The organism is Algicola sagamiensis DSM 14643, from assembly GCF_000374485.1.
Classification (GTDB): Bacteria; Pseudomonadota; Gammaproteobacteria; order Enterobacterales; family Alteromonadaceae; genus Algicola; species Algicola sagamiensis.
In genome coordinates this window covers 148,637-173,349 of sequence record NZ_KB894500.1, presented here as the reverse complement: position 1 = coordinate 173,349, position 24,713 = coordinate 148,637, and the positions used below count along the sequence as shown (strand labels likewise).

Sequence of the window (24,713 nt, the reverse complement as noted above, 5' to 3'; positions counted from 1 at the left end):
GGTAAATGCCCATTGCGAACAACCGCGGGTTTGCCATCCACTTGAAGCGTTTCGTATTGTGCCAACAACTCGGCCACTTCAGCTTCAATGGCTTTCGCGAGGAGTGCTTGTGCCCCTTGTTTTAAAACGTCATTCAGTGGATCTATTTCTGGTGATTTCAGTGGTGATACTTTATGATTTGCCATGTGGTGTTTCTCTTTGTTGACTATTGATTTGTCAGATCAATCAACAGATTAGCACCACATTCTTTTTCTCACCTCATACACCAGAAATCATCATAGCTCGTTTACAATATCTAAATCACCATTGGTTGCCATTTCTTTAAGAATCAGAAAAGCGGCTTCTCTCGTATTTGGAACAATTTCTTCAAAAGTATCTGCTGCTGAAAATGCACCATAACCACCCTGGCACAATGCGGGGATCACAATGCCAAATGCGGTGTTATCATCACCAGGTTCAATGCCGATTTTAAAAAGCATATCTACTCCTCTCACATATCATGACGGTTTTTAATTCCAGCCTGCTTCAAAATTTTATTCACAATCCCTCTTCTTAAATTCTTTTTAGGGTGTGGCATAGGGAAAGTGTTGCCATCTGGACTTTGCCAGATCTCATGTGAGCCCTTACCTTGTCGTTTTAAAACACATGCATACACACAGTCTCAAGTGTATAGTTCGCAGACAGTTCAAGGGTCTGTTGTGAACGAGGAATAAAGCGACTCGCTTCATTTAAGGAAGTGGCAGGAACAAGAAAGGCATGAATAAAGCCTATTTATTTTTAAAATAAAGCAGCCAAAAAGCTGCTTTATACTTTTTTAAAGCGTGATTCGATCCTGATTCCGGAGTACAAGGTCTTTACTAATTCCTTTGACCTTTGCCAAGTCATAAATGTCCTGAAAAGGACCATTTGATTCTCGGTAATTAACAATCAACCTCGCCCTTCGCTTCCCGATTCCAGATAAACTTCTTAATAATTTTTCATCTGCGGTATTAATATTGACCTTTGCGACGGCTTTGGCTTGAGAGACGCTTTTTTTGGTTAAGGGTGCCTCATTGGAAACGGCAGGTAAGCTGAGGACACCGAGTGTCATGAAGAGATAAAAAAGTAAGTGACGCATAATCTTTTGATTCATGGTTAGTTTCTCCATCGTATTCAATGGCCAGATCCTTCTGACCAACGGTCACTATTTAATCATTGCTTTGATTCCTTGTAAATGGGAGGCAGGAAATTTTTTACAGACGCAATAAAATAGGGATTTATAAAATCTTGTTTCTGTTTATAAGACAAAGTTTGTTCTGGGTGTAATGCTAGTGTTAGCCTGCCTTGCGCACCAAATAAAACTGCATGTGCCGCAGCAATATCCCATTGACTGGTAGGCCCCAGCCTCGGATAAACAGAAGCGCTTCCTTCAGCCACCATACATAGTTTGAGTGAGCTGCCTGTAGGCAAATATTCATACGCCCCCATCTGCTCACAGTATCCTTGAAGTCGTTCACTTGGGTGGGAACGGCTGACAACGACAACAGGTGGATTTTCTGTATCCAATACTTCAGCAAGAATTGTTTGCTGCGCTTTTACATCTCGTTTAAAAGCACCATATGCCTCACCACCCCAATACAGTAAATCTTTTGCTGGCGCATAGACCACACCAAACACAGGTATCCCATTGTGGATCAGTGCTATATTCACCGTAAATTCACCATTTCGGTTGATGAACTCCTTCGTACCATCCAAAGGATCAACTAACCAAAAAGTTTGCCATTGACGTCTGATTTCAACATCAATGTCAGCGGATTCTTCTGAAAGAATAGGAACATTTGGCCAATGCCGAAGTAAGCCTACTTTAATCACTTGATCAGCGGCCAAGTCTGCCTCTGTGACTGGGCTATTATCCTGTTTGAAAGTTGTACCCACATCGCTGTGATAAAAACGCATGATGGCTGCTCCTGCATCTTGTGTAATCTCTAAAAGCAGCGCAATGTCTTGCGTTGTTAACTTCATATTTTCCCCTTTTTTGTCAAAACCAAATCAAAGACTTGGCGGCTCGCATTATCCAGGCTTTCTCTTTCAGTATCGATGACCAAATCAGGGTTTTCAGGACGCTCATAGGGTGCAGAAATACCCGTAAAATTTTGAATTTCGCCATGACGCGCCTTTTGATATAAGCCCTTCGGATCTCGTTTTTCACAAGTTTCGAGCGGTGTATCGACGAACACCTCCAGATAATCATGGTCACCAATAATCGTTCGGATCTGTTCACGTTCCCGGGCTAAAGGCGAAATAAATGCCGCCAACACAATTGCCCCCATATCCACCATCAAACTTGCAACATGAGCGATACGCCGAAGGTTTTCATCACGATCCGATTGCGAAAAGCCTAAGTCTGCGTTTAGTCCATGCCGAATATTATCACCATCCAGTAAATAGGTGAGTTTATTTTGCTCATAGAGTAACGATTCCACATGTCCGGCAATCGTGGATTTCCCCGAGCCACTCAATCCAGTCAACCAAACGAGGCAACCTCGCTGAGAGAGTAATACTTCTCGTTTTCCACGGGTCACTGCATGCGCGTGCCATACAATATCATCATTCATACATAATCCTTAAAAAGGAAAAAATACAGGGATTAAAAATAGAACTGTCGTGCCATACACGAAGGAGACAACAACCCCCTGCCCGGCAAAGTCACGAAATGTATATCCGCCAGAGTTCATGACCATCAAGTTTGTTTGATAGCCATATGGACTCACAAAACTGGCACTCGCGGCATATGCGATCGCCAAAGCAAAAGGTAAAATACTCACCTGAAGTAAATTCGACAAAGCAAGGGCAATCGGAAACACAATCGCAGCAGCCGCATTGTTGGTCATCATTTCGGTCACCACTAAAGTCATGAGATAGACAATTATCAGAGCAACATAGGGGGTGCTTTGGGCATCCATCCAAAGCGCAATTGGACCTGCTATCCATTGGTGTAAACCGACATCAATGACCACTTGAGAAATGACTAACGCAGAACCGATGATCACCCAAAGATCGTAGGCAATTCGACGTTTTACTTCCCCTAAGTCAATGACCTTGAAAGCAACCGCAGCCAAAATAAACAACAGTAAACTTTGAAATAAGCTCATCACTTGGAATACAGCCAACCCAATACAGCCTAAAAAACCAAAGAGGGCGAATCGTTGTTGAAATACATTGAGATGAGAGGGCGCTTTTTGCTGATCGAGAATAATAAAGTGTTTTTCCAAATGATTCTGTTTGAAGAAATCTTTTCCAACAGCCAGTATCAACCGATCACCTGAGTGTAATCGAATATCCCCTATTTTTCGGCGCTGTCTTTGCCCTTCATGATGCAAAGCCACGACAACCGCATCAAAATTCGCTCGAAAGTCCAGCGTTTTGATTGTTTTGCCTATCATCGATGAGGACTGGCGAACAAAAACTTCAACGATATTCTTTCGATTGCCTAGCCCACATTCTCCCAGCAAGCTCAGCCCTTGAATATGTTGCAATTGAAAGAGGTTTTCGATAATCCCCGTAAAGACAAGCCGATCACCAGTGCACAGTGTTTCATTCGGGTGCACGGGTGAAATAAAGTGACTGTCCCGAATGATTTCGACCAAGAAAAAACTTTGTAATGAGCGAAGCCCGGCTGCTTGTACTGATTGGCCGATCAATACGGAATCCGCTGTCACAATCGCCTCAACAAAATAATCCTGTACTTTTTCTTGTGCGCTTCTTGCATCAGGGAAACGATGCCTCAGTAAAAGGATCGTTGCAAGCCCCATCCCCGCAGCCACAATGCCGACATAGAAAAAATCAAAAAACTGAAATCCTTGAAAACCATAATGCTCTAAAAAGCCATTCACAATTAAGTTCGTTGAGGTTCCGATAAGGGTCAGCGTCCCGCCCATGATAGCCATGTAAGACAGTGGAATGAGTGCATTTTTAAGGACACTAGAGCGAGATTGGCTCAATGTCCGCATCAGAGAAGCAACAACCGCAGTGTTGTTCATGATGGAAGAGAGAGACGCGACAACAATCCCCATTTTCATGTATGCCCGAGAGCGTCCACCCTCGGTAATATACTGACTCATTTTTTGTAAATAAACAGTTCGCTCAAGCGTTGAGGACGCAACCAGAATCAATAACAGCGTCAAAACACTGATATTTGCATAACTTCCGATGAACTGCTCAATATCAATATACCCAATACTCAGTAGAAAAACACTCGCACTCCCAAAGATATACGATGCTTTTCGGCTCATACGAACCAGACAAATCACCACAACAATCAGGGTGACCAGCGTCACCCATTGTGTCAGGCTCATGATTGTTTCCTTACATCCAGTGCCTGCCAGTGTGGAAAGTGTTTTCGGATCAGTTGGTTAAGCTCTAGCTCAAATTCACTCAGAGTTTCATTTGTTTCGCGATGATCAACGTTGTCAATTGAGCGTATCATCCCTCCAGCAACCGTATCATGACTGATCCGGTCAATCATGATAAAAGACCCCGTAGATGAATGTTGCTCAAAAGTATCCAATGGTACCGCTTCTTGAAGCTGAATAGACACTTCAGCAATATCATTCAGTGCAATCCCATCTTTAGACACTTTTGCGCCCAACTCATGAATATCAATATGGGCATCGACTGAAGCAATACGTCCTTGAATCGCACGATGACTAAATAAAAAGTCGTACTGTCGGTCAAGTTGTAGCGCAGTTTCATTCAACCAAACCAATTCGGCCTTGACCAATTGCCCCAAAGCCATGTCTTGATGTGCATGGATCACCACATCACCTCTGGAGATATCAATTTCACGATCCAGCACTAAAGTTATTGCTTCTCCTTCCACAGCACGACTTAAATTGCCATCAAAAGTTACGATCTCTATCACATTAGCTCGTTTCTGAGAAGGTAAAACCAGGATTTCGTCGCCTTGGCGAATCGTCCCCGAAACAACAGTACCACTAAAACCACGAAACGCCTGATCTGGACGATTGACATATTGAACAGGGAAACGGAATGACTCAGATGCAGGGGTCGCATCACATATATTCATGTTATCCAGTAAACGCAGTAAAAACTCTCCCTGATACCAAGGCATCTGCTCTGATCGTGATGCAATGTTGTCCCCACGCAATGCTGAGACGGGGACAAAGTCGATATGACGAAATGCCAGCGTATGACTCATCTGCAAAAAGTCTTGTTTTATCGACTCATATACCGATTCCTGATAGTCCACCAAATCGATTTTATTCACTGCAACAATCACGGTTTCGATCCCCATCAGAGAACACAAATATGCATGCCGTTTGGTTTGCGTGATGACCCCTTTACGTGCATCGATCAAGATCAGTGCGACAGATGAATGAGACGCAGCAGTAACCATATTTCGTGTATATTGCTCGTGTCCTGGTGAGTCTGCGATGATAAATTTGGTCTGATCTGTAGAAAAGTAACGATAGGCCACATCAATCGTGATCCCTTGCTCTCTCTCTGATTGAAGTCCATCCACCAGCAACGAAAAATCAAGCGCATCCCCAGCATTACCAATACGCTTACTCTCATCTTCGAGAAGCGCCAACTGATCATCGAATAATGACTGAGTATCATAGAGTAAACGACCAATAAGCGTTGACTTCCCATCGTCCACCGAGCCACAGGTCATCAATCTAAGCAGCTTTTTTGTTTCATTCATTGGGATGACATTCGAGATAGGTTGAATTGCTGACATTAGAAATACCCCTCACGTTTTTTTCTTTCCATCGAACCAGCCTGATCAGAATCAATAAGACGTCCCTGACGCTCAGAATGACGGCTTTGTGCCATTTCATGAACAACAGACTCAAGCGTATTTGCAGTTGACTCAATTGCACCCGTTAATGGGTAGCAGCCTAATGTTCTAAAACGGACGCTTCTATATTCTGGTTCTTCTCCTTTTTCCAATGGAAAGCGGCCATCATCGACCATGAGCAATGTGCCATTGCGCTCAACAACGGGTCTTGGCTGTGCAAGATAAAGCGGCACCAGTTCGATGTTTTCTTGCAGGATATAATCCCAGATATCCTGTTCCGTCCAATTCGAAAGCGGGAAAACACGGATACTTTCGCCTTTGGTAATTTGGGTATTAAATTTGTTCCAAAGCTCAGGTCGTTGTTTTTTAGGATCCCAACGATGGTGCGCATCACGAAATGAAAAAATCCGCTCCTTTGCCCTCGATTTTTCCTCATCCCTTCTTGCCCCACCAAATGCCGCATCAAATTGATACTGATCCAGCGCCTGCTTCAGCCCTTGTGTCTTCATGATATCCGTGTGCACAGCACTTCCATGAATAAACGGGTTGATATCCATGGCGACGCCTTCCGGGTTTTGATGAACAATCAGTTCCGCACCAATCTTTTTGATAAATTGATCTCGAAAGGAGATCATTTCTTTGAACTTCCATCCTGTATCAACGTGTAGTATCGGAAAAGGAAGCTTTCCCGGATAAAAAGCTTTTCGAGCAAGATGCAATAAAACTGAAGAGTCTTTCCCTATCGAATAGAGCATGACTGGGTTTTGAAACGCAGCGGCCACTTCACGGAAAATATAGATGCTTTCATTTTCCAATTGCTTTAAATAGGTTCGCCTATCATTTGACAAAGACATGGCAATTTCCAACTGATTGATTCGTAGCAAAATCATAGAAACCCTTATTCCTTTTCGCAATATCAAAAAAGAATGTCTTATTTTTTTGTCATATATATTTCAGAAGAAAATGGAATAAGGCGATTAAATACTTTTCGTACCCATATCTATCCAGATAGTGAAATACCATTCTGATTTCTCGATTAGTCCACCAAAATAAACATTCACAAAGTAAGTGCATTTTCGTCTCGATAGTGAAAGAGCAATTTATTCTCTTTCTTGTTTACGCTTAGAGGAATACTTAATGAACGAACAATGCGGGTGTGAACCAACACATCAAAACCAAGAAAGCTTTAATCCTTCTTTTTACAAGTTGCGTGTGTACATCACTAACTATGTACCAAAAGCTGAAGAAGATGACTGCGGTGAAGCTAGTACTGGAAACCTCAGAATTTCTATCAAACTATGTAATACACAAGAGGGTAATTACAATCAAATATCTCTTGTACAATTGGGGCAAGTCATTGACCAGGGTAATGTTGGCCCAGTGATCGCGTATCTTGCAACAACATTAGATGGCGATGGAAATTTTGAAGACAAGTGGCGCGGTTCTACAGCATTAATTGATGGGTCAATGTACCAAAATGCAGCAGGTAAAGTGTTATTCCGTGTGAAGCGTCTCTACGACATTAACCTTGTTGAGTCCGCACCCTAAATAAAAAGATGATATGAAAATCTTGGCAAGCAGATGTTGAATGTACAATCTGCTCGCCAAGTTCAATCAATACTTTTGTAAGCAATGACGTGCTTTCAGGCATGTTTTGGGAGAAATAGGAACATCACTAAACAACATGATTTTTGCGATAAACTGCAATTTTATCCTTTCAGTGCCCATCGCAGGGCAAGTTGGGTTTGTTATACTGGGGCGTTTATCCACTCAAGTGATGTTGAATTAAAAAATGAAAAATGTGATCAAAACGTCCCTGTTGCTGAGTTTGGCAAGCGGTACAGCCCTTGCAAATGAAGGCATGTGGCAACCTCACCAACTACCTGAAATCAAACAAGAACTACAACAGCTTGGCTTGAAAATTCCTGCTGATAATATTTCTAAACTCACTGAATTTCCAATGAACGCAGTGATCAGTTTGGGCGGATGCACTGCATCGTTTGTCTCACCAAAAGGCTTGGTCGTGACAAACCACCATTGTGCATATGGAAGCATTCAATACAATTCAACGGAAAAGAATAATATTTTAAAAAACGGCTTTCTTGCGAAAAACTACGGTGAAGAATTACCAGCAGCACCTGGTTCACGTGTTTTCGTCACGGAAGATGTCATCAATGTGACCGACAAAATTAATGCAAAGCTGTCTGATAATATGACTGGCCTTGAGCGTTATAAAGTCATTGATGCCGCAGAAAAAGAACTGATTGCCAATTGTGAAAAAGAAGATGGCTATCGTTGTCAGGTATCGACTTTCCATAATGGATTGGAATATTTCCTCATCAAAAAACTAGAAATCCGTGATGTTCGTCTTGTGTATAACCCAGCAGCAAGCATCGGTAAGTTTGGTGGCGATATTGATAACTGGATGTGGCCGCGCCAAACCGGTGATTACAGCTTCTATCGTGCATATGTGTCAAAAGATGGTAAGCCAGCTGACTTTAGCAAAGACAATGTGCCGTTCGAACCTAAGTCTTTCTTAAAGGTATCTGCCAAAGGCATCAATGACGATGATTTTGTCATGGTTGTGGGTTATCCAGGCAGAACAAACCGTTACCGCACTGCGGATCAAGTGAAAAACAAATTCACTTGGGCTTATCCAACAGATAAGAAAATGCGTGGCGATATCATCAATATCATCAAAGAAAACTCTGAGCCGGGAAGCGCTGAGCGTATTAAATATGAAAGTACGCTCGCAGGCCTTGCAAACTACGAGAAAAACTTTGGTGCCATGATCGACAGCTATAAGAAAGCTGGTACGCAAGCGAAAAAAGAAAAATTTGATGCCTCTTTAACTGCGTGGATCAATCAAGACGCTGATCGCAAAGCAAAGTATGCTTCTGCACTGACAGAAATGAAGCGTATTCTTGAACAAGACATGAAGACACAAGGCCGTGATAAAGTGGTTTCTTTCATGTATCGCTACTTGCCGATGTTCCGCGCATCAAACAGCTTATTACGTTATAGCCATGAGCAGCAAAAAGAAGATGCAAAACGTGACTCTGGTTACCAGAAGCGTGATGAAAAACGTTTTGTCTCTGGCTTAAAGAGCATTAACCGTCGTTTTGATGCTCAGATTAATCAACAAATTGCATTATACCTGCTTGAGTCATACGCAAAACTGCCAGCGGAGCAGCGTTACAATGCGCTTGATCAGTACTTCCATCTTGAGCAAGGCTTCAAGAAAGAAAAAGTCGCGAAACAGCTGAAAGACATGTACGCAGCAACTGCATTGAAAGACGAGTCAATCCGCCTTGGTTGGATGGATAAAAACGTTGAGTCATTTGCAAAAAGCCAAGACCCGTTCATCAAGCTTGCTGTGCAACTTTACCCTGAGCTGAAAACAAACAGAAAGCAAAGCCGCGAGCTATATGGCCAGTGGACAAAAGCAAGCGCGAAATACATGGAAGCGCTCATTGCATATAAGCGCTCACTCAATCAGCCAGTATATGCAGATGCAAACAGCACGCTTCGTGTGACTTATGGTCAGGTGAAAGGCTATCAGCCACAAGATGGCCTTTGGGCAACGCCTTTCACCACCGTAGAAGGGTTAGCGAGTAAGTATACGGGTGAAGACCCATTTGGCTCACCGAAGAAGCAACTTGAGCTCATTAAAAATAAACAATACGGTAAATACAAGTCAGAACAGCTTGGCACCGTTCCGGTAAACTATCTGTCAACTGTGGATACAACTGGTGGAAACTCTGGCTCACCAACATTAAACGGTAATGCGGAACTGGTTGGCTTGTTATTCGATGGTGTCATTGAAAGTATCATTGGTGACTGGGATTACGATCCGAAGTTCAACCGTTCAATCCATTGTGATACGCGCTACATGCTTTGGGTCATGAAGTATATCGATGGTGCAGATAACTTGCTTGAAGAGATGGAAATCGTCGAGTAATCGATAAACATTTTTATCTTCAAATAGAAGCCCCTGCATTGGGGCTTCTTTGTTTCTGGCTTTATCAAACAACGTTACGTTCCAAAAACATCAACTGAGCATCTTTATGTGACAAGCTGATCTGATCGCTGAAGTTAAACCCAAATTGATTGAATCGAGCAATCGACTTTTGGTTTCTCACATCAGGCTCAATCACGATTCGACTGATATGTTCTTTTGAGAAGACAAACTCAGTGATCACGCTTAAGACTTGATTCGTAAATCCTTTACGAGGTGCACTTGTTGGTGCAACGAAAAGGTGTAACCCAATATCACTTTCCTGACAATCATACAAAGCTGCCATTTCTTCCTCATGCGGCATATAAAGTTGGAATAGTGCAATCGGTTGTTCATCGAGTTTTAAGAAAAAGACATTGTGGCTGTCCATCGCGCTCAAATATTCATACACTTCCTTCACGTCTTCCTGAGTGTATTCTGTCATTCCCCAAAACGCTGCTCTTTCCTCGCTCACCCAACTGTATATCAACGCTGCATCTTGAATCGGGTCAATTTGAGAGATTGTATAAAGTCCCCAATCAACACCTTCTTTTTGATACGTTTCATCTGGAGTTATCACCGTCTGTTCTAGCTGCAATTGCTGCCAGTTCGTGCTCACTGGCAAGAGTTCACCGTGTCGCCATTTGTTGTATTGATCGGCATAATGCGGATCTTCTGAATGACCTGATGCCCCAAATGGGACAATCCACAAACTTTGAGAAATATCACTTAAGTCCCAGACATATCGGGCTACTGGGCCACGCCAACAAATATGTGCAATACCCGGTAAACTACTTGAAGACATCACCGTATCTTGGTCTCCGCCAATCCCAGGCCATGAGGAATCATCGTTGCTCTCTAATGCTTTCCAAGGTGTGACTCGGTGTAAATCTGCCCAACCTTTTGACCATTGCTCCTTGGATTGCGCAACATCGGCTAATGATGCTCTAACAATCAAACTCAGATCCACATCAGGGATCCCTTGTTTAATGATACTTTCCAGCGCAAAACCGATACGCGTTGTTAAGCATAGCCATGGATGGAAAAGCGGTGAATATATGCTGTCATCAACGATTAATTTGCCCAATGGTGTGAATAACGAGGTTGTAGCCAACCGCTTCACAACCGCTGTACGTAATGACGCAAACAGTGCTGCTTCTTGGCTATCTCCATCCATATTCAAATCCCACCGGCATAATTGGTCTTTGATGGACGAAAGTGGCGGTTCAAGATCCGCTTGTGCTGACACAAATTCGATCAGAAGTTTGGCAGAATCGAGTTGTGTATCAGTATGAATGGCCGTCATATCCTTTGGGCCGAACTGTTTTTTTGATGAAAGCAACTGTAGGATCCGTTCCATCCGGTGCGGTGGCGCGAACTCTGTGCCATAACTTTCCGCGAGACCCCTTTGATTTGCCATGACAACCACATCTTCTTGTGTGGAAGATTTTTTACATTGTTGGATCCCTTGCCATTGGTGCTCAATGTCCCACGCAGGAACAATTCTGAAATAATTTTTTGAAGACCTTTGGGGCACAGCGCCTGCAACCCGATAGATAAACCCACCTGATTGATCAGCTGCCTGTACAACATTGACAGGTTCTCGCCAAGCATCGCATGCTTCATCAATATCGGAGACTGTTTTTGCGCGAAGTAAAGCCCGAATTGCATCAAACCCTGAGTCTTCAAATGCACGTGCAGTTGTGCGCAAACTCAACGATATCCCCTCATCAATTTCATCGATGATGATTGGACCACGTTTGGTCTCAAGTACTTCGATTTCGAGGCTATCTTGCCCTCGGATCTCAATCGTCTCATGATGGGAAGAAACAGGCTCAAAACCTGAGACACCAAGTGCAAATATTCCATCCTCACGCCTTTCCAACTTTTCTTCGAACACATCCTGGCAGTCTGCCATCGCATTTGTAATGGACCAAGCGACTTCTCCTGCATGACCAAAATGCTGAACGCCAGGGATACCTGGTACCGCAAATCCAATCACTTCATAATCATCACAAGCAAGATGGATTTGCTGATAGCAGCCCGGCAACTCAATAATTCGGTGCGGATCTCCTGCAAGAATCGGCGCATTGTTTTGCGTTCTTTCTGCACTGACATACCAGCCATTACTCCCTGCACTCCAAACGCCTTCAGCACTAAACAGATTGATATAATTCTCTCCAAGGTGCTTTGACACCTCTTCTCTCCAAAGTTTACTGGGGAAACTGCCCAGTAAGATATGTGTGGAAAGCCAAATGCTGATCGGTGTCCAAGGCGCCCATTTTCCGGGTTGAATGTTGCACTTTTCAAATTCAGTCGTACTTTGTTTTTGCAGACCGGTGTTCACCCCTCTGACATATTCAATCAGCCAGGCTCGGGTCTCACCTTTTAGATTTCTAAAGCAACGCCGGGCCGTGTCATTGAGCTGAAGACGACGCGCAAAAATGTCCCAATCAACGAACTTTTCACCTAAAAATGAGGCACTTGTTCCTTCTGCTCGATGTCGCTCCACTTCAAGCTGCCACCCTCGATCACAAGCAGCATTGTAGCCTTGTGCAAACGAAAGCTCAGCTTCAGTCGAAGCTTTGATGTGCGGGATCCCCCACGCGTCTCTATAGATTTGAAATGTCATGAATTCACTGTCTGTTTAAGAGATATTGTCCGATATGAATAACATCCATACCCCGTGATCATGTCAACAAAGAAGCCCCATCAGGCATACATAAACGGTATTTTTGAAGAACGATAGTCATGGCTGGCAAGCTGACCGAAGAGTCTAAACGTATCATAATGAAGGGAATAATCATAGGAATTATGCGAGGGAAAATGGCTTATCGTGGAAGTATTTTGGAGAAGTGACTCGTGAGAAGATTCGGCTTGATTTCAAATCGTTGAGTTGACCTTCCTCACTCAGGTAAGGAAGGCCAGTTGTATGATTATTTTACTTTTGGCATTACATTCGCACCAGCACGAAGTGTTGCATGCTCAAGAAGTTGCTCTGGAAGTTGTAGATTCTCTAATTTTGCAACAGATACTGGGTCTTTCTTCAACTCTGTTTTTAGCTGTCCTAAAACTTCTTCATAGGCTTTCGCACGCTTGTAGCCATAATTATCTGTCGGGAATTCATGGCGTATCCACGAGCTAAGCTTTTGTGGGATCTTTCCTTGACCAAGTTCACCTTCTAACCGCTTGAATAACGCTGGGCCTCTTAACTTTTCAAGTTTTTCGAAAGTATACATTTCCGGTGTTGGTAAAGAAGATGTGCTCAACTTATCCGCTTTCTTGTCATGTGGCTCTTTCATAAAACTCTCAAAGAGACGAGTCGTATCTTTTGTTTGAACGTAGTTTGAGTCTGTTCTATCCACCCATGCTAAGGCTTGTTGTGCATTATTTGCCAAAGAATGACCATCCTTCTTTAACTGTAAAAAGATATCTGTATAACGCATTTGCGTATCGAATTCAGCCGCTGCATATTGCTGTCCGTATTCTGATGGCGTGATCTGCCCCTTCTGGTAAGCTTGGTTAATTGCCTCAAACTTTGCTGCATTTTTTGCATTACATAACTCGAAAATCAAGTTATCTAATGTTGTATCTAAAGGCGCATTTTTGTCTAACACGACCGTATTGGTTTTTGGGTCAAAGTAAGCACCTGTCAGTAACTTCGGATCTTTATCCGGTGAAGCAAGCTCAAATTTTGTGCCAGGTAGTGTATTCAATAAAAGCTGGATCACCGCTTTAAAAATGGCGCTGTTCTTGATCATATCCATCTTTGATCCAGAAGCTGATTGTTGGGCGCTTACAGTATGTACACTTGCAGCCTTAACTTTCACTTCTTCTGGCTTTTTCTGTGTTTGTTCTGGTTGCGGACTTTGTTGAGATTTTACCTGCTGAAGCAGGGTACGGGTTGAAGTCGGCTCTTTGTGTTTCGCTGGTTGCTCTTGATGCTTTACTTCCTTTTTTTGGACTTCTTGCTGTACTGGCATAGGTTGAAAAGACACTTTTTTAATATTCAGCGGCTTTCTTTGTGCTTGAGGTTGTGATGAACCTTGAACATTATTCAAATACATCGCAATTCTGTTAGAGATTTTTCCATTTCCCTTGTTAGGAAGTGAAGAGACAGGCTTATCACCGACTTGCTGAGCTTTTTCATTTTTTCCCTCAAAGAGCGCTCTTTTAGAGGAAACATTTGAAATTATCTGGGATTTTGGTTGAATCGTCGTCATTACTACATCCTAACAGTTGGTCAAATTCATGTGCCACTTCACACCGAATCTCGAATCGAAAAAATAAGCGCTATATGTCACTAATATTTTAGTAGTAACAAACGGGTCTGATTTGTTTTATGAAGATATGTATTGGATAGAAAAAGTATGACTGAGTATTCTCAATGAGCGATAAATTACCAAGTCCATACGCTTGATATATTTCATTGATTAAAAGTGACTTATTTAGGAACAGGCACTGAGCCGATCCCCAAAACAAGTCGTTTGAGTATCTCTTTTTAAGCGAAGCGTTTACCTATTGCTTCAACGATTTATCTGCAACAAAAGGATTATGTTCGCGTTCATGACCAATCGTCGATGTTGGGCCATGTCCAGGGATAAACGTGACCGAGTCACCCAATGGCCATAGCTTTTTCTGGATAGAGTCGATCAGTTGTTGGTGATCTCCCATCGGAAAGTCAGTTCGACCAATAGAGCCTTGAAATAACACGTCTCCTACCCATACAATTTGATGAGCTTCTTGATAAAAAACGACATGTCCAGGGGTATGACCTGGGCAATGATAAACAGCAAGGGATAGTGCCCCTACCTTGACTGTATCTCCTTCAACCAACCAGCGCTTCGGATGAAATGCCTCAACTTTATCAAACTGGAACATCGCAGCCTGCTGAGGCAGCATATCCAGCCAAAACTGATCATCGCGATGTGGGCCTTCTATCGGCACTTCAAACTCTTCCGCGAGTACCTTTGCTGCACCAACATGATCGATGTGAGCATGAGTGAGCAAAATCTTCTCCAGCGTAACCTGTTTTTCCTTCAATAACTGCTTTAATTTTTCTGGCTCACCACCTGGGTCAACAAAAGCAGCCTGATTTGTCTGTTTACAAATAATCAGCGAGCAGTTTTGTGCAAACGCTGTTACTGGGATCACTTTTAATTCCATCATCACACCTAGGGGTTCTGCGATTCAACTAATTGCGTATGCTATGTCTAATCGATCGCATACGCAACCGACCTTTAATACTCAAACAATACTGGGTACTGCTTGTATCGTTGATCGAAGTATTTTGATTTTTCGTAGAACCAGCGCATTCTCGCCTTATCATCTTTTGCAAACGCCTCGTCGGTCTTCAGCTTTTGTTCGAATGCTTGCTTGAGCGACGGCTCACTTTGCATCATCTGCTGCGCGAGCGGGATCAGGGCATATGGCTCGATATATTCTGTTCGTTGAAAGATCCCATTAAAATATCCCCAAAATAGTAAAGAGTCCGGCGCCTCTGGATAGAGTAATGCAAGGGCTAATTCAGATAAGTTCTGATCCATTTTGATGACATAAGAACCCGCTGGCATCTTTCGTACGATTTGGTTTTGACGAAATTCAGCTGTCACAACGGAGCGGGATTCATAGGGTTCTGGCTTATATTTGAACTCTTTGGCTTCAAACTGAGTCGCATTCACCTCTTCGGCAGTTTTGATGTGAGTGACTTCAACCCCATGTGCTTTTAATATTTCAATGACCTGCTGATGTTCTTGGGGGATCCAAATTGCCTTTGGCATCTGTGCGATGACCTTGGGCTGGTTTTGCCAGTACACGGGAAGTTGCTCATAATGCTGCGCCTTACCCGTCCAACGAACTTGCGCTTTACCCGTAATTGAGTCTGTTTGTTGCTGATAAGCCATCCCTTTGAAAGCGACTTTCTCCGTTGGTTGCTCTGGATAACTCCATCCCAGTATCACTTTATCTGGCTGACGTTGTTTATCATGGTGAATTGCTGATTTCAGTTGCTGCCCTTGTTCGGCTGCCAGCAGTTCTAATGTACTTTTTAAAAGCACATAAGTCCCTAATACGCGTTGCTTGAATGGTTTTAAACTATGGTTTTCAACCAGTATCGTTGGGACATGGCGTACATCACCATAACCATTTGAGTATCGGGGGCTCGCCGTCCAACCAGCAATGCCTTCATGAAAGTTCTTTTTATTCATACCAAATACCAAAGGCCCTGGGATATGCCCCCACTTTTCCAGGTCCTGAGAAACGTGAGGCACATACTTTTCCTTCAACCATGTCGCACTTTGAGGAGAGATCGCCGTAAATGGTTGGTTAAAGCCCATTGTAATATCATATTGATAATGCTCACCATTGGTCACGTGCACATCCAGATAAAGATCGATGTGATATTGTCGAAAGACTTTCACTAAAGCACGCATCTCAGGGGCAGCCAGCTTGGCATAGTCACGATTCAAATTTAAATTCTGAGCCGTTGTCCGCCACCCCATATTCAAAGGCCCGCGTTGATTCACTCGATGATAAGGAGACGTCCACTCATGTCCATCTACATTGAGTATTGGAATAAACAACAAGTTAACGTCATGAAGCAGCTTGGTGTTTTTACCCTTGGTCAGATCCCGTAGAAACATCAATGTCGCATCTTTGCCATCAATTTCGCCACTGTGGATCCCTGCCTGGAGCAATAATGTCGGCTTTTTTTGGAGTGCTTCTGGAGAGACTGCCCCGTGAGCAATCTTGGCAAGCCAGATGGTTCTCCCTTGCGGGCTTTGTCCAAGTGACTCCAACGTGATCCAGTCATATGACTTTTCGAGTTGCTTGAGATAAGTCACCGTCTCTTTGTAACTCAAGGTTTTCGTAAAGTCGGTTTTTTCTGTCAGCGTCTGTTTATCCGGATTTTTTTCGATCAATTGCAGGCTTTTTCCATGCCAGGGTGTATTTTTGGGCAGTAAAGATTCATTTGGAAATAGCGTTGCGCTGATTACAAGTTGGCTACTAGTGACACAGAATAATAGTGCGATCTTACAGAGATGAGAAAACAACATGTCCCCCTTATTTATCTTTCGTTAAGCCCTCCTCCAGCACAGTTAATCGCTGGCGACATCCAACATAATTTCTTGAGCATATCGCGTAAACGGGCATTTCATGGATGAGCGGCTTGCCTATCCAACGTAGGCTATTCTTCTTGGTTGTTGGGATGAATTCAAGTAGTTCATCAAGCATATATTTTTCAACCACCATAAAATCAATCTTTTTTCCGGTAATTGCTTCGATATTTTGCAGATCAGATGGGGCTTCAATTATTTTGAGGTGAGTCCGAAATGCTTCAAACTTTTCACCATAGGTCACCGATGATGTCACGCCAATTCGAAAACCACGTAAGTCATGCAAATGTTTCCAATGGATTGTTGTGCTTTCCTCGGTCAAAAGGCCTGTTTTCAATATAAAAAGAGGTTTTGAAAAGGCCCACTTTTCCATAAGTTGGACGTCTTTCTGATAAGTCAGCGTTATCGCTTTTTCTGGATGCAGCCTCGGGGGGATGTTTTGCCATAAGTCAAAGTACAACTCCAACTCCTTGTCATTCATCACAAGCACATCGGAAATTTTTTCTACAAAAACGCCCTTCCCAGAACTGTACGGGTCCACATAAGGCGGGTTCTCTTCCACTATAAAGCGGTAGACTTCAGCTGCGCCCAAGCTTGGCCAAACCAAAAAAAATACCCAAAGAAGTCTCAATTGTCCTCCTTCATCTCCTTGACTCTTCTCATTCTTGCGCAATAAATTTCATATTGTTTTGCCTTATACAGTCTATGAAAAGATATGGTTTATGAAAGTATTTGATTTACGATAGTATTTGATTGATGAAATTATAATAATAAGGCAATGTCCCACAAGAAAAGCCAGGGGGTTGATTCATGGGTGCTGAGTCCAATTTTTGAAACGCTGTATCAAGTCAACTTTTTCCTCTTTAGAAACCTCATCCCCTTTTGCTTCTTTATCGTCTATGTGAGTATTAACTTCTTCTTTGACTTCCAGCTTTTCCACACTGCTCTCCCATCCATCATACTCTCCGCCTAACTCACCGACAGAACGGGCAATTTTCAATGTATGGCTTGAAATATCACTGAGCCGCATCGTACCGATATGATAAAAGCGAACACAAAATTGCTCATCTTGCTCTGTCACAGACTGAAATTGGTAACATTCCTGCACTAACCAATCTGAAAAATCATCCACCTGCTCCTGCTCAGTAAAATAGACCCAATGAAAGACCTGACGAGCAATTCCTTTATTATCACCATGTTTATTCAGCTGATCGAGCGTCAGCAAATCCCGGATCATTTGCCAATCATCATCGGAAGGGTAAAGCATTTGCCAGTAAAATAACTTTTGAGGGTCATGCTCCATCACAAATCTCGCTTTGTATCCCGATTGATCCAAAATCGGATGGAGTAAGCTGGACAATTCACTTCGCGAACAGGAAAAATAAAATGAATAATAACGACGGCCATCATAAGTCACACGCCCAACAAAAACACCGTTTGTTGAACAAACCGCATCCACGATGATATCCTCGAGGGCACATAGTTTTTCATATTCCTCGTTAGTTGGCATGCCTTCCCGAGTTGGCTTTTTCAGTTTAATTTCTATCCTTAGCAGGTTCTCTCTAGAGTCTGACTCTGCAATATCATCATAAGATTCATTAAAACTAATCCATAACTGACGTTCATCCATCAGCTTAGGATAAAAATGCCAAGTATCGGCCATCGTTACCTATCCGTTTGGAAACTACTTAACCCAGTATACCCTACTATCTAAGAAGCAATTTCCACTGGTCACTTTTTGCCGATGTAAAATTACAGCAATCCCCCCTTTGCTCCAATGCTGTAGCAGCGTCGGCTATTCCCTTTTGCAAAGCGTTGTTTGACTTCCCGTGGTCCTATGCGGCGATGAAATAAGTTTAAATCACCGATATCACCATCAAATAAACCTGTTAAATAAGATGAGCGACTCCCGACACGGAGCACACTGTCGTTTGCCAATGAGTCCTGTCGATCTGTCGGGTCTTGAACTGTGACCAGTTCACCATTTTGATAAAAGCGCAGCCCTTCCTGATTATCTCTATCCACAGATACAATTAAGTGGTGCCATTGCCCATCTGCAATAAACCCTTGAGATTCATAAATTGAACAAGACGCATTAGGCTCATGGCAGTACCAGCTTCCACGGCCCGTTGCGAGCTGTAATGAAATATTCCCTTCATCAATATAGAGGACATAGCCGTGCACATTCTCAACTTGATCTTCATAGCGCTTATCTAAAATAACACGCTGTTCGAGGGAATTCGTTCGTATCCATGCTTCTATTGAAAAGTCTCCTTCTTCAACATCCAAATGATCCTGATCCGCAAATTCAACGTAGTCATCATACCCATCAAGACAATACGCTTTATCTAATTGTTCTGGTGCTAGATAAATCACAGGTCCGTTTTTCACTTGACGACCTGTATTGGATGAAGCGGTGCTTCCTTCAGAGAAATATAAATAACTCACAAAAATACTGGCACAAAATAATGATGAAGCTGTACCAAATATCGTCCACTTTTTCATACTTGGTTTTTGTCGATGCTGAGTTGAATCCTTTGCTATCCACTGCAATTCACTTGAAATAAAATAGCCTTGCCCACGTTTCGTATGAATATACTGATGGCTCTCGTCAGATAATGCTTTGCGAAGGAGACTAATTCGCTGTTTGACGTTTTCTTCACCGGTGATCACACCATTCCAAACCAAATGGATCAGTGCATCATGTGAGAGGGGCTCTGGTGCATATTCCAAGAGTGTTTGCAGAAGCTGAAATGACAAAGTGGAAAGTGGTATTTCCTGTGCGTCTCGGTAAATCTTTTGTTTTTCAAAACAAATCCATAAATCATCAAGCCGTACTGCTTGATGGGCATCCTTTTTTTTCATTATCAAATCTTATTGATTATTTTCCGGAGAAATTAGGGTAAAAGTGTGTGAATTTCAAGTAAATAGGCCGAAAAAATCGGCCTATTTGGTTTCAATTTATTTCCGTTTCTTAAAACGACACTTCTCTGGATTGTTTTTTCTCCAATATCAGTGTTGTAATCGCAGGTATGGTTATGTTTCCATCTGCTTCTACCGTCGCCTGCTGCACGAACAAATCCTTAGAGTTTTCTTGCACAACATGTTGATTCATCCCTTTGAGTGCATCCGATTGGAATTCAACCGCTTGATTTGTACCATTGATGAGCACGACAATGCTTTCACGATTCGGGTCGAGGTCTTCATCCCCAGTTTTGTCAGATATTTTCATCACAATCAATCCTGGGATCTGCAATGGCCCAGTATTGAAAAACTGGATACGCTCCTTCACTTGCTTCGCTGTTTTTAAATGAAACAGCGCACTACTTTGACGAATACGGAGGTGTTCTTGAACCGTATCTCGTAAAAGTGAAAGCTGCGTCGGGGTTAACCCTTCACCTCGCTCTTTTAAAACCTCTCGGATCATTGGCCAGTTTTGGCTGTCCTTATCTTCTCTAGGCAAACCGACATTCCAATTGTGTGATTCTAGAGAAAAATCCACAGCATTGAACCAATCTCCGGAATCAAAGCTATCTCGCTCCATTGACTTTGAACGCGCAAACTCAGATCCCATATGAATAAAGGGGATCCCCTGACTGAATATCGGGATACTGAGTGCCAATCGATGTAAGCGGATCAGCTCATCCATTGTCCACGCAGGTTTTGATTTATACATCAGATTATCCCATAGGGTCTGGTTGTCATGTTTAGACACGTAATTCACAACATCCAACGGACTTTTTGCATAACCAGCAGGCTGTCCATTGTAATCAATGGCTTTTCCCAAAATCGTTTTTCCTTCGTGATCCACCAATGAATAGTCCTGTAAATTCCCGGCCATGGATAAACGAAGCATATCCACTTGATGCAGCGCTTTCTCTTTCAACTCATCAACCAACCTTTCAAAAAATAATCCTGAAGCAAATCCGCGATTTTGACGAAGCGCTCTTTGTGAATCAAATGGGCCACCACCACGAACCATATCTCGCAAACGATCATTAAACGTGGCTATTTCTGTTCCTGCCATATTCCATTGGGTTGCATTTTGTCCACGAGCGTTATTCAAGACTTCTCCGAAGTCCCAACCTTCACCATAAAACTGGGTATCTGAATCAACAGCTTGCACTGCCTTGTATGCATTTTGAATATTTGTACGAAGGTGATGACCCATGAGATCAAAGCGGAAGCCATCAATTTTGTACTCTCTTGCCCAAGTCACAAGTGAGTCAACCATCAACTTTTCCATCATCCGATGCTCTGTTGCGGTATTCTGGCAACAAGTTGAAGTTTCGATTGCACCGGACGATGGATTTTTTCGGTGGTAATAACCCGGGACGATTTTATCGAGGACAGAAGTATTCGCAAGCCCCGCAGCATTGGTGTGGTTGTAGACAACATCCATCACCACACGAAGCCCCATTTGATGAAGCGCCAGTACCATCTTCCGGAATTCGACAATCCGAGTTGTACCTTCAGGGTTCGTCGCATAACTGCCTTCCGGAACCGAATAATGATAAGGATCATATCCCCAGTTAAAGCTATCGATTGGACGAATATCAGCCATCAACTGTTGTGCTTTTTCTGAAGTTACATCTTGTGATTTGAGCACTTCGCGGATTGTCTTTGATTTATCTTCAGTCTGACAAATGGCAACATCTGGCCTCATTTGGCATAACTTTTCCAATTTATCCGATAAATCAACACGTGCTTTTGCATGCTCATTGACTGTCGCAATATCAAAGGCAGGCAGCAGGTGAATCGTATTTACGCCATCTTGTTTCAGTTGCTTCAGGTGTTTGATCCCATGACTGTCCTGTTCTGTAAATGCCAAATATTTGCCCCGATATGCTTGAGAAACCTCATCATCCATCTGAGAAAAGTCACGAATATGTGTTTCATACACAAGCATATTTCTATCTGTTGGCAATACCGGAACCATATGACTGTCCCATAATTCAGGCTTAAGATTTGGTTGAGTGAGATCCACTACCTGGCTGTATTCACTATTCGTAGATAAGCTCAGAGAATATGGATCTGTCACTTCATAGGACTCAACTTGACCGCTTTGAGGATGGAAAACCGTCACACCATAACGATAGAACTTTCCTTCAATATCCAGCTTTGTGTCTAAACGCCAAACACCCTTCTCTTCTTCCATGTGTTTTGGATAGCCTGCTAATCGCTTCTTTTGTGCATCATAGACATGTAGCGAAACAGATTGCGCACTTGGTGCCCAGAGCTTGAATTGGTATGCGTCAGTTACTTTGATTGCACCTAAATTTCCATCGTAAGCATATACATCATCAAGCACACCAGGTGTCTGTACACGGGTTGCTTTCATGACTGTCCCATCTTTTTCATATGCGACAGCAACAAGTTGGCCTTTGAGTGCTGTTTGGATCACATCTGCGGTGGCTTTGACTTGCCATTGTGAAATCTCGTTCAAATGGGGAAAACGAGTTTTTTGAGCGTCAGACTTTTTCTCCAGCTGAATGACTGTCCCATTTTCAATCTTGTGATTTTTCGGACGAATATCCGCATCAAATGCGTAACGCAACTCCACTGTTTCCGCTTTTGCAGCAACATCCCAAATCAATGTATTTTTATCAACCCAATGAGCTGATGCTCCTTCAATTTCTAAGGGATTTCGCCAATCTGGAGAATAATATACGATTGGATCACCATGACGTGTATAAGCAACTTTTCCTTTTTCCAGCTCTATTTTCTGATCACCATCCCCAAGTGCTTTTTCATCGCCCCGGTGGATGATAAAGTGACCGCAGCCATCCATTTTCACCGTATTCAGAATGAAATAAGCACCGAGCGTTTGATGGGTTCCCTCTGGTGGAAGTGGTTTGTCCCAACTGATCCCTTCTAGCTGGATATCCGAATATAGCCCACAGGCTTCATCATTCCATAAGTGCAGCCCCCATCCCTCATAATTTGCATCATCACGCTTGTAGAAAATCGCCACTTGATTTTCTTTGAGCTGAAATGGCAATTTCAATTGTGAGTCCTTCTTCCCACCATCATCTGAACACGCCACCAATGTGGTGGCGAGAGAACACAACAGCAGTCGATGAATTTTTCGTATATTCACTGTTTTTCCTTTTTCTTTTGATGTGTTGAACTATAAACGGTAACCTGCCCACCTTGTGTTTGAAACTCTCCCCAGCCTTCGTTATCAATACGGACACAACCACCTTGCTGATGAAATGATTCTGTAAAACAGTGTCCCGCATGGTGTTGGCCAACATACATACGCTTTACACCACCAGGGCCATCTGACATCACCACTGCGAGTCCATGAGGATGAGTGTCTGTCCCTTCTCGTGTCCAACCAATGATATCCGTATGATCAAAATAGGAATGTTGTTTACCGTATGCATACTGCTGACGTAGATGAAGCAATTGGTCGATATGTTTTTGATGGGACTCAAGGACAATCGTTTGTCCTTTATCGTTGTAAGTTGCACCATAGTAATCTGCATGAAAAATCATGGGATACCCTTCTTCTCGCAGCAAAATAACCGCATAAGCAAGTGGTTTAAACCAGTCTTTTACTGGAGATTCCAGCTGTTGAAGGGGCTGGGTATCATGGTTTTCAACGAATGTGACTGCTTGAATAGGCGAGCGAGACATCAACGTGTTATCCAACAAACCACGCATATCAAAGAAGCCATTCCCGGTCGATGCCTGATGAAAACGAAGATGGAGCGGCGCATCGAGAAGGGACATACGAAAATGTGTTTTATTGAGATATTGAATGAGCCGATCCGTGTCATAGCTCCAGTATTCACCCATCGTAAACAACTCTTGCCCTGTGTGATCGCGCAGTACCTGGAGCCAGTTGGCTAGAAATTCGCTCGACATATGCTTCACTGCATCTAAGCGAAACCCATCTACATGGGTTAAATCCAGATACCATTTTCCCCAGCGAGTCAGCTCTTCAACGACTTCCGGATGTTCTAAATCCAGATCAGCGCCCATTAAGTAGTCATAATTTCCGTTTTCCCAATCAACATCCTGTTCCCAGTTTTTGAGGTCTCCTCGAAATTTATAAATTCGTTTACAATCTGAGGTGACACATCCATCGTTTCCGAGGTTCTGCGCCCAATCAATGCCATCAAAGTGATACCAGTGCCATTGAAAATCTGAGTACTTTCCTTGTCGTCCTGCAAAGTCAAATTTAACCCAGGCATCAATATCGACATCACCCCAGTACTCTGTATTGCGATCATTCTGATCAACACGCACTGCTTTGATCCGCTCCGTCCCATCCGCGCCAAGCTTATGATTAAAAACAACATCTGCATAAATTTGTAATCCCGCATCATGGGCAACGACGATACTGTGTAAGTACTCATCCTTAGTTCCGTACTTCGTTGGGATACTGCCCTTTTGTTGAAATTCTCCCAAGTCATACAAATCGTACGCGCCATACCCGACATCATATTGCCCATTCATCCCTTTATAAGCCGGAGGTAGCCATAACGCGGTGATCCCTTTTGCAGCAAGTGTATGCGCTTCATCTGCGACTTGGTTCCAAAGATCCTGATCGGCGGGAGAGTACCAATGAAAATACTGCATCAATACACCGTTTTGATCATTGCCTTGAGGAGAAGGAAGTTGTTGAGGAGGCACATTTGTGCGTGCAGTCACATTCAAGATGGACAAGCACGCGAAAACGCCGAGGCAAGCCCCAGCTTTTTGAATTATTTTTTGCATCTCTTTATCCTGTTTATTTGCGTTTTTTATTGACGTTTAACGTCTTTTTGTTTTAGTGTTAAAACGCTGTATC

19 protein-coding genes and 1 pseudogene are annotated in these 24,713 nt (G+C 43.0%); 2 read left to right on the top strand and 18 right to left on the bottom strand.

Annotated features, from left to right (window positions below; translation table 11 throughout):
- From C505_RS0114750 to cysD, 9 genes and pseudogenes are all read right to left on the bottom strand, one after another.
- A pseudogene (locus C505_RS0114750) lies at positions 1-185 on the bottom strand (IS256 family transposase); the annotation flags it as partial.
- Positions 186-275: 90 nt separating this feature from the next.
- Positions 276-479 carry a type II toxin-antitoxin system HicB family antitoxin gene (locus C505_RS22525; RefSeq protein ID WP_018693402.1) on the bottom strand — a complete coding sequence of 68 codons (204 nt, stop codon included), beginning with the start codon at positions 477-479 and terminating at the stop codon, positions 276-278.
- Positions 480-490: 11 nt separating this feature from the next.
- On the bottom strand, positions 491-655 hold the full coding sequence (locus tag C505_RS24090; protein WP_083938354.1) for a type II toxin-antitoxin system HicA family toxin: 165 nt from the start codon (positions 653-655) through the stop codon (positions 491-493).
- 159 nt (positions 656-814) lie between these two features.
- Entirely contained in the window at positions 815-1,132 is a 318-nt protein-coding gene (locus tag C505_RS0114740) for a ComEA family DNA-binding protein (RefSeq protein WP_018693401.1), read from the bottom strand.
- A gap of 59 nt (positions 1,133-1,191) precedes the next feature.
- Positions 1,192-2,001, bottom strand: a complete 810-nt coding sequence (cysQ, locus tag C505_RS0114735) for a 3'(2'),5'-bisphosphate nucleotidase CysQ (RefSeq protein WP_018693400.1) — start codon at positions 1,999-2,001, stop codon at positions 1,192-1,194.
- Positions 1,998-2,594 (bottom strand): adenylyl-sulfate kinase, encoded by a 597-nt coding sequence (gene cysC / locus C505_RS0114730; RefSeq protein ID WP_018693399.1) that lies wholly within the window; start codon positions 2,592-2,594, stop codon positions 1,998-2,000. The genes cysQ and cysC overlap by 4 nt, the downstream gene beginning before the upstream one ends.
- A gap of 9 nt (positions 2,595-2,603) precedes the next feature.
- Positions 2,604-4,334, bottom strand: a complete 1,731-nt coding sequence (locus C505_RS0114725) for an SLC13 family permease (protein WP_018693398.1) — start codon at positions 4,332-4,334, stop codon at positions 2,604-2,606.
- Positions 4,331-5,740: a sulfate adenylyltransferase subunit CysN gene (cysN, locus tag C505_RS0114720; protein WP_018693397.1), complete on the bottom strand. Its 1,410-nt coding sequence runs from the start codon at positions 5,738-5,740 to the stop codon at positions 4,331-4,333. The genes C505_RS0114725 and cysN overlap by 4 nt, the downstream gene beginning before the upstream one ends.
- Positions 5,740-6,654: a sulfate adenylyltransferase subunit CysD gene (gene cysD, locus C505_RS0114715; RefSeq protein WP_040440050.1), complete on the bottom strand. Its 915-nt coding sequence runs from the start codon at positions 6,652-6,654 to the stop codon at positions 5,740-5,742. The genes cysN and cysD overlap by 1 nt, the downstream gene beginning before the upstream one ends.
- 283 nt (positions 6,655-6,937) lie before the next feature.
- Between cysD and C505_RS0114710 the strand changes: the two genes are divergently transcribed.
- Together C505_RS0114710 and C505_RS0114705 are read left to right on the top strand one after the other, a co-directional pair.
- Positions 6,938-7,348, top strand: a complete 411-nt coding sequence (locus C505_RS0114710) for a hypothetical protein (protein WP_018693395.1) — start codon at positions 6,938-6,940, stop codon at positions 7,346-7,348.
- A gap of 244 nt (positions 7,349-7,592) precedes the next feature.
- Positions 7,593-9,761 (top strand): S46 family peptidase, encoded by a 2,169-nt coding sequence (locus tag C505_RS0114705; protein WP_018693394.1) that lies wholly within the window; start codon positions 7,593-7,595, stop codon positions 9,759-9,761.
- A gap of 64 nt (positions 9,762-9,825) precedes the next feature.
- On the opposite strand, the gene C505_RS22520 is transcribed toward C505_RS0114705, so the two are convergent.
- From C505_RS22520 to C505_RS22505, 9 genes are all read right to left on the bottom strand, one after another.
- A complete protein-coding gene (locus C505_RS22520; RefSeq protein WP_018693393.1) occupies positions 9,826-12,429 on the bottom strand; it encodes a GNAT family N-acetyltransferase in 2,604 nt (867 codons plus the stop codon).
- 304 nt (positions 12,430-12,733) lie between these two features.
- Positions 12,734-14,020: a hypothetical protein gene (locus C505_RS0114690; RefSeq protein ID WP_018693391.1), complete on the bottom strand. Its 1,287-nt coding sequence runs from the start codon at positions 14,018-14,020 to the stop codon at positions 12,734-12,736.
- Between the two features lie 295 nt (positions 14,021-14,315).
- Positions 14,316-14,963: an MBL fold metallo-hydrolase gene (locus C505_RS0114685; RefSeq protein WP_018693390.1), complete on the bottom strand. Its 648-nt coding sequence runs from the start codon at positions 14,961-14,963 to the stop codon at positions 14,316-14,318.
- A gap of 74 nt (positions 14,964-15,037) precedes the next feature.
- The gene (locus tag C505_RS0114680; RefSeq protein ID WP_018693389.1) at positions 15,038-16,852 is read right to left on the bottom strand and encodes a M14 family metallopeptidase; all 1,815 of its coding nucleotides are present in this window, start codon (positions 16,850-16,852) and stop codon (positions 15,038-15,040) included.
- Positions 16,853-16,859: 7 nt separating this feature from the next.
- Positions 16,860-17,543, bottom strand: a complete 684-nt coding sequence (locus C505_RS0114675) for a type 2 periplasmic-binding domain-containing protein (RefSeq protein ID WP_157369071.1) — start codon at positions 17,541-17,543, stop codon at positions 16,860-16,862.
- A gap of 177 nt (positions 17,544-17,720) precedes the next feature.
- Positions 17,721-18,575, bottom strand: coding sequence for a DUF695 domain-containing protein (locus C505_RS22515; protein ID WP_018693387.1), 855 nt, complete (start codon positions 18,573-18,575; stop codon positions 17,721-17,723).
- 89 nt (positions 18,576-18,664) lie between these two features.
- Positions 18,665-19,777 carry a LamG-like jellyroll fold domain-containing protein gene (locus tag C505_RS0114665; RefSeq protein WP_018693386.1) on the bottom strand — a complete coding sequence of 371 codons (1,113 nt, stop codon included), beginning with the start codon at positions 19,775-19,777 and terminating at the stop codon, positions 18,665-18,667.
- Positions 19,778-19,886: 109 nt separating this feature from the next.
- Positions 19,887-23,012: a pullulanase-type alpha-1,6-glucosidase gene (pulA, locus tag C505_RS22510; RefSeq protein WP_018693385.1), complete on the bottom strand. Its 3,126-nt coding sequence runs from the start codon at positions 23,010-23,012 to the stop codon at positions 19,887-19,889.
- Entirely contained in the window at positions 23,009-24,640 is a 1,632-nt protein-coding gene (locus C505_RS22505) for an alpha-amylase (RefSeq protein ID WP_018693384.1), read from the bottom strand. Before C505_RS22505 ends, pulA begins: the two co-directional genes overlap by 4 nt.
- Positions 24,641-24,713 lie beyond the last annotated feature (73 nt).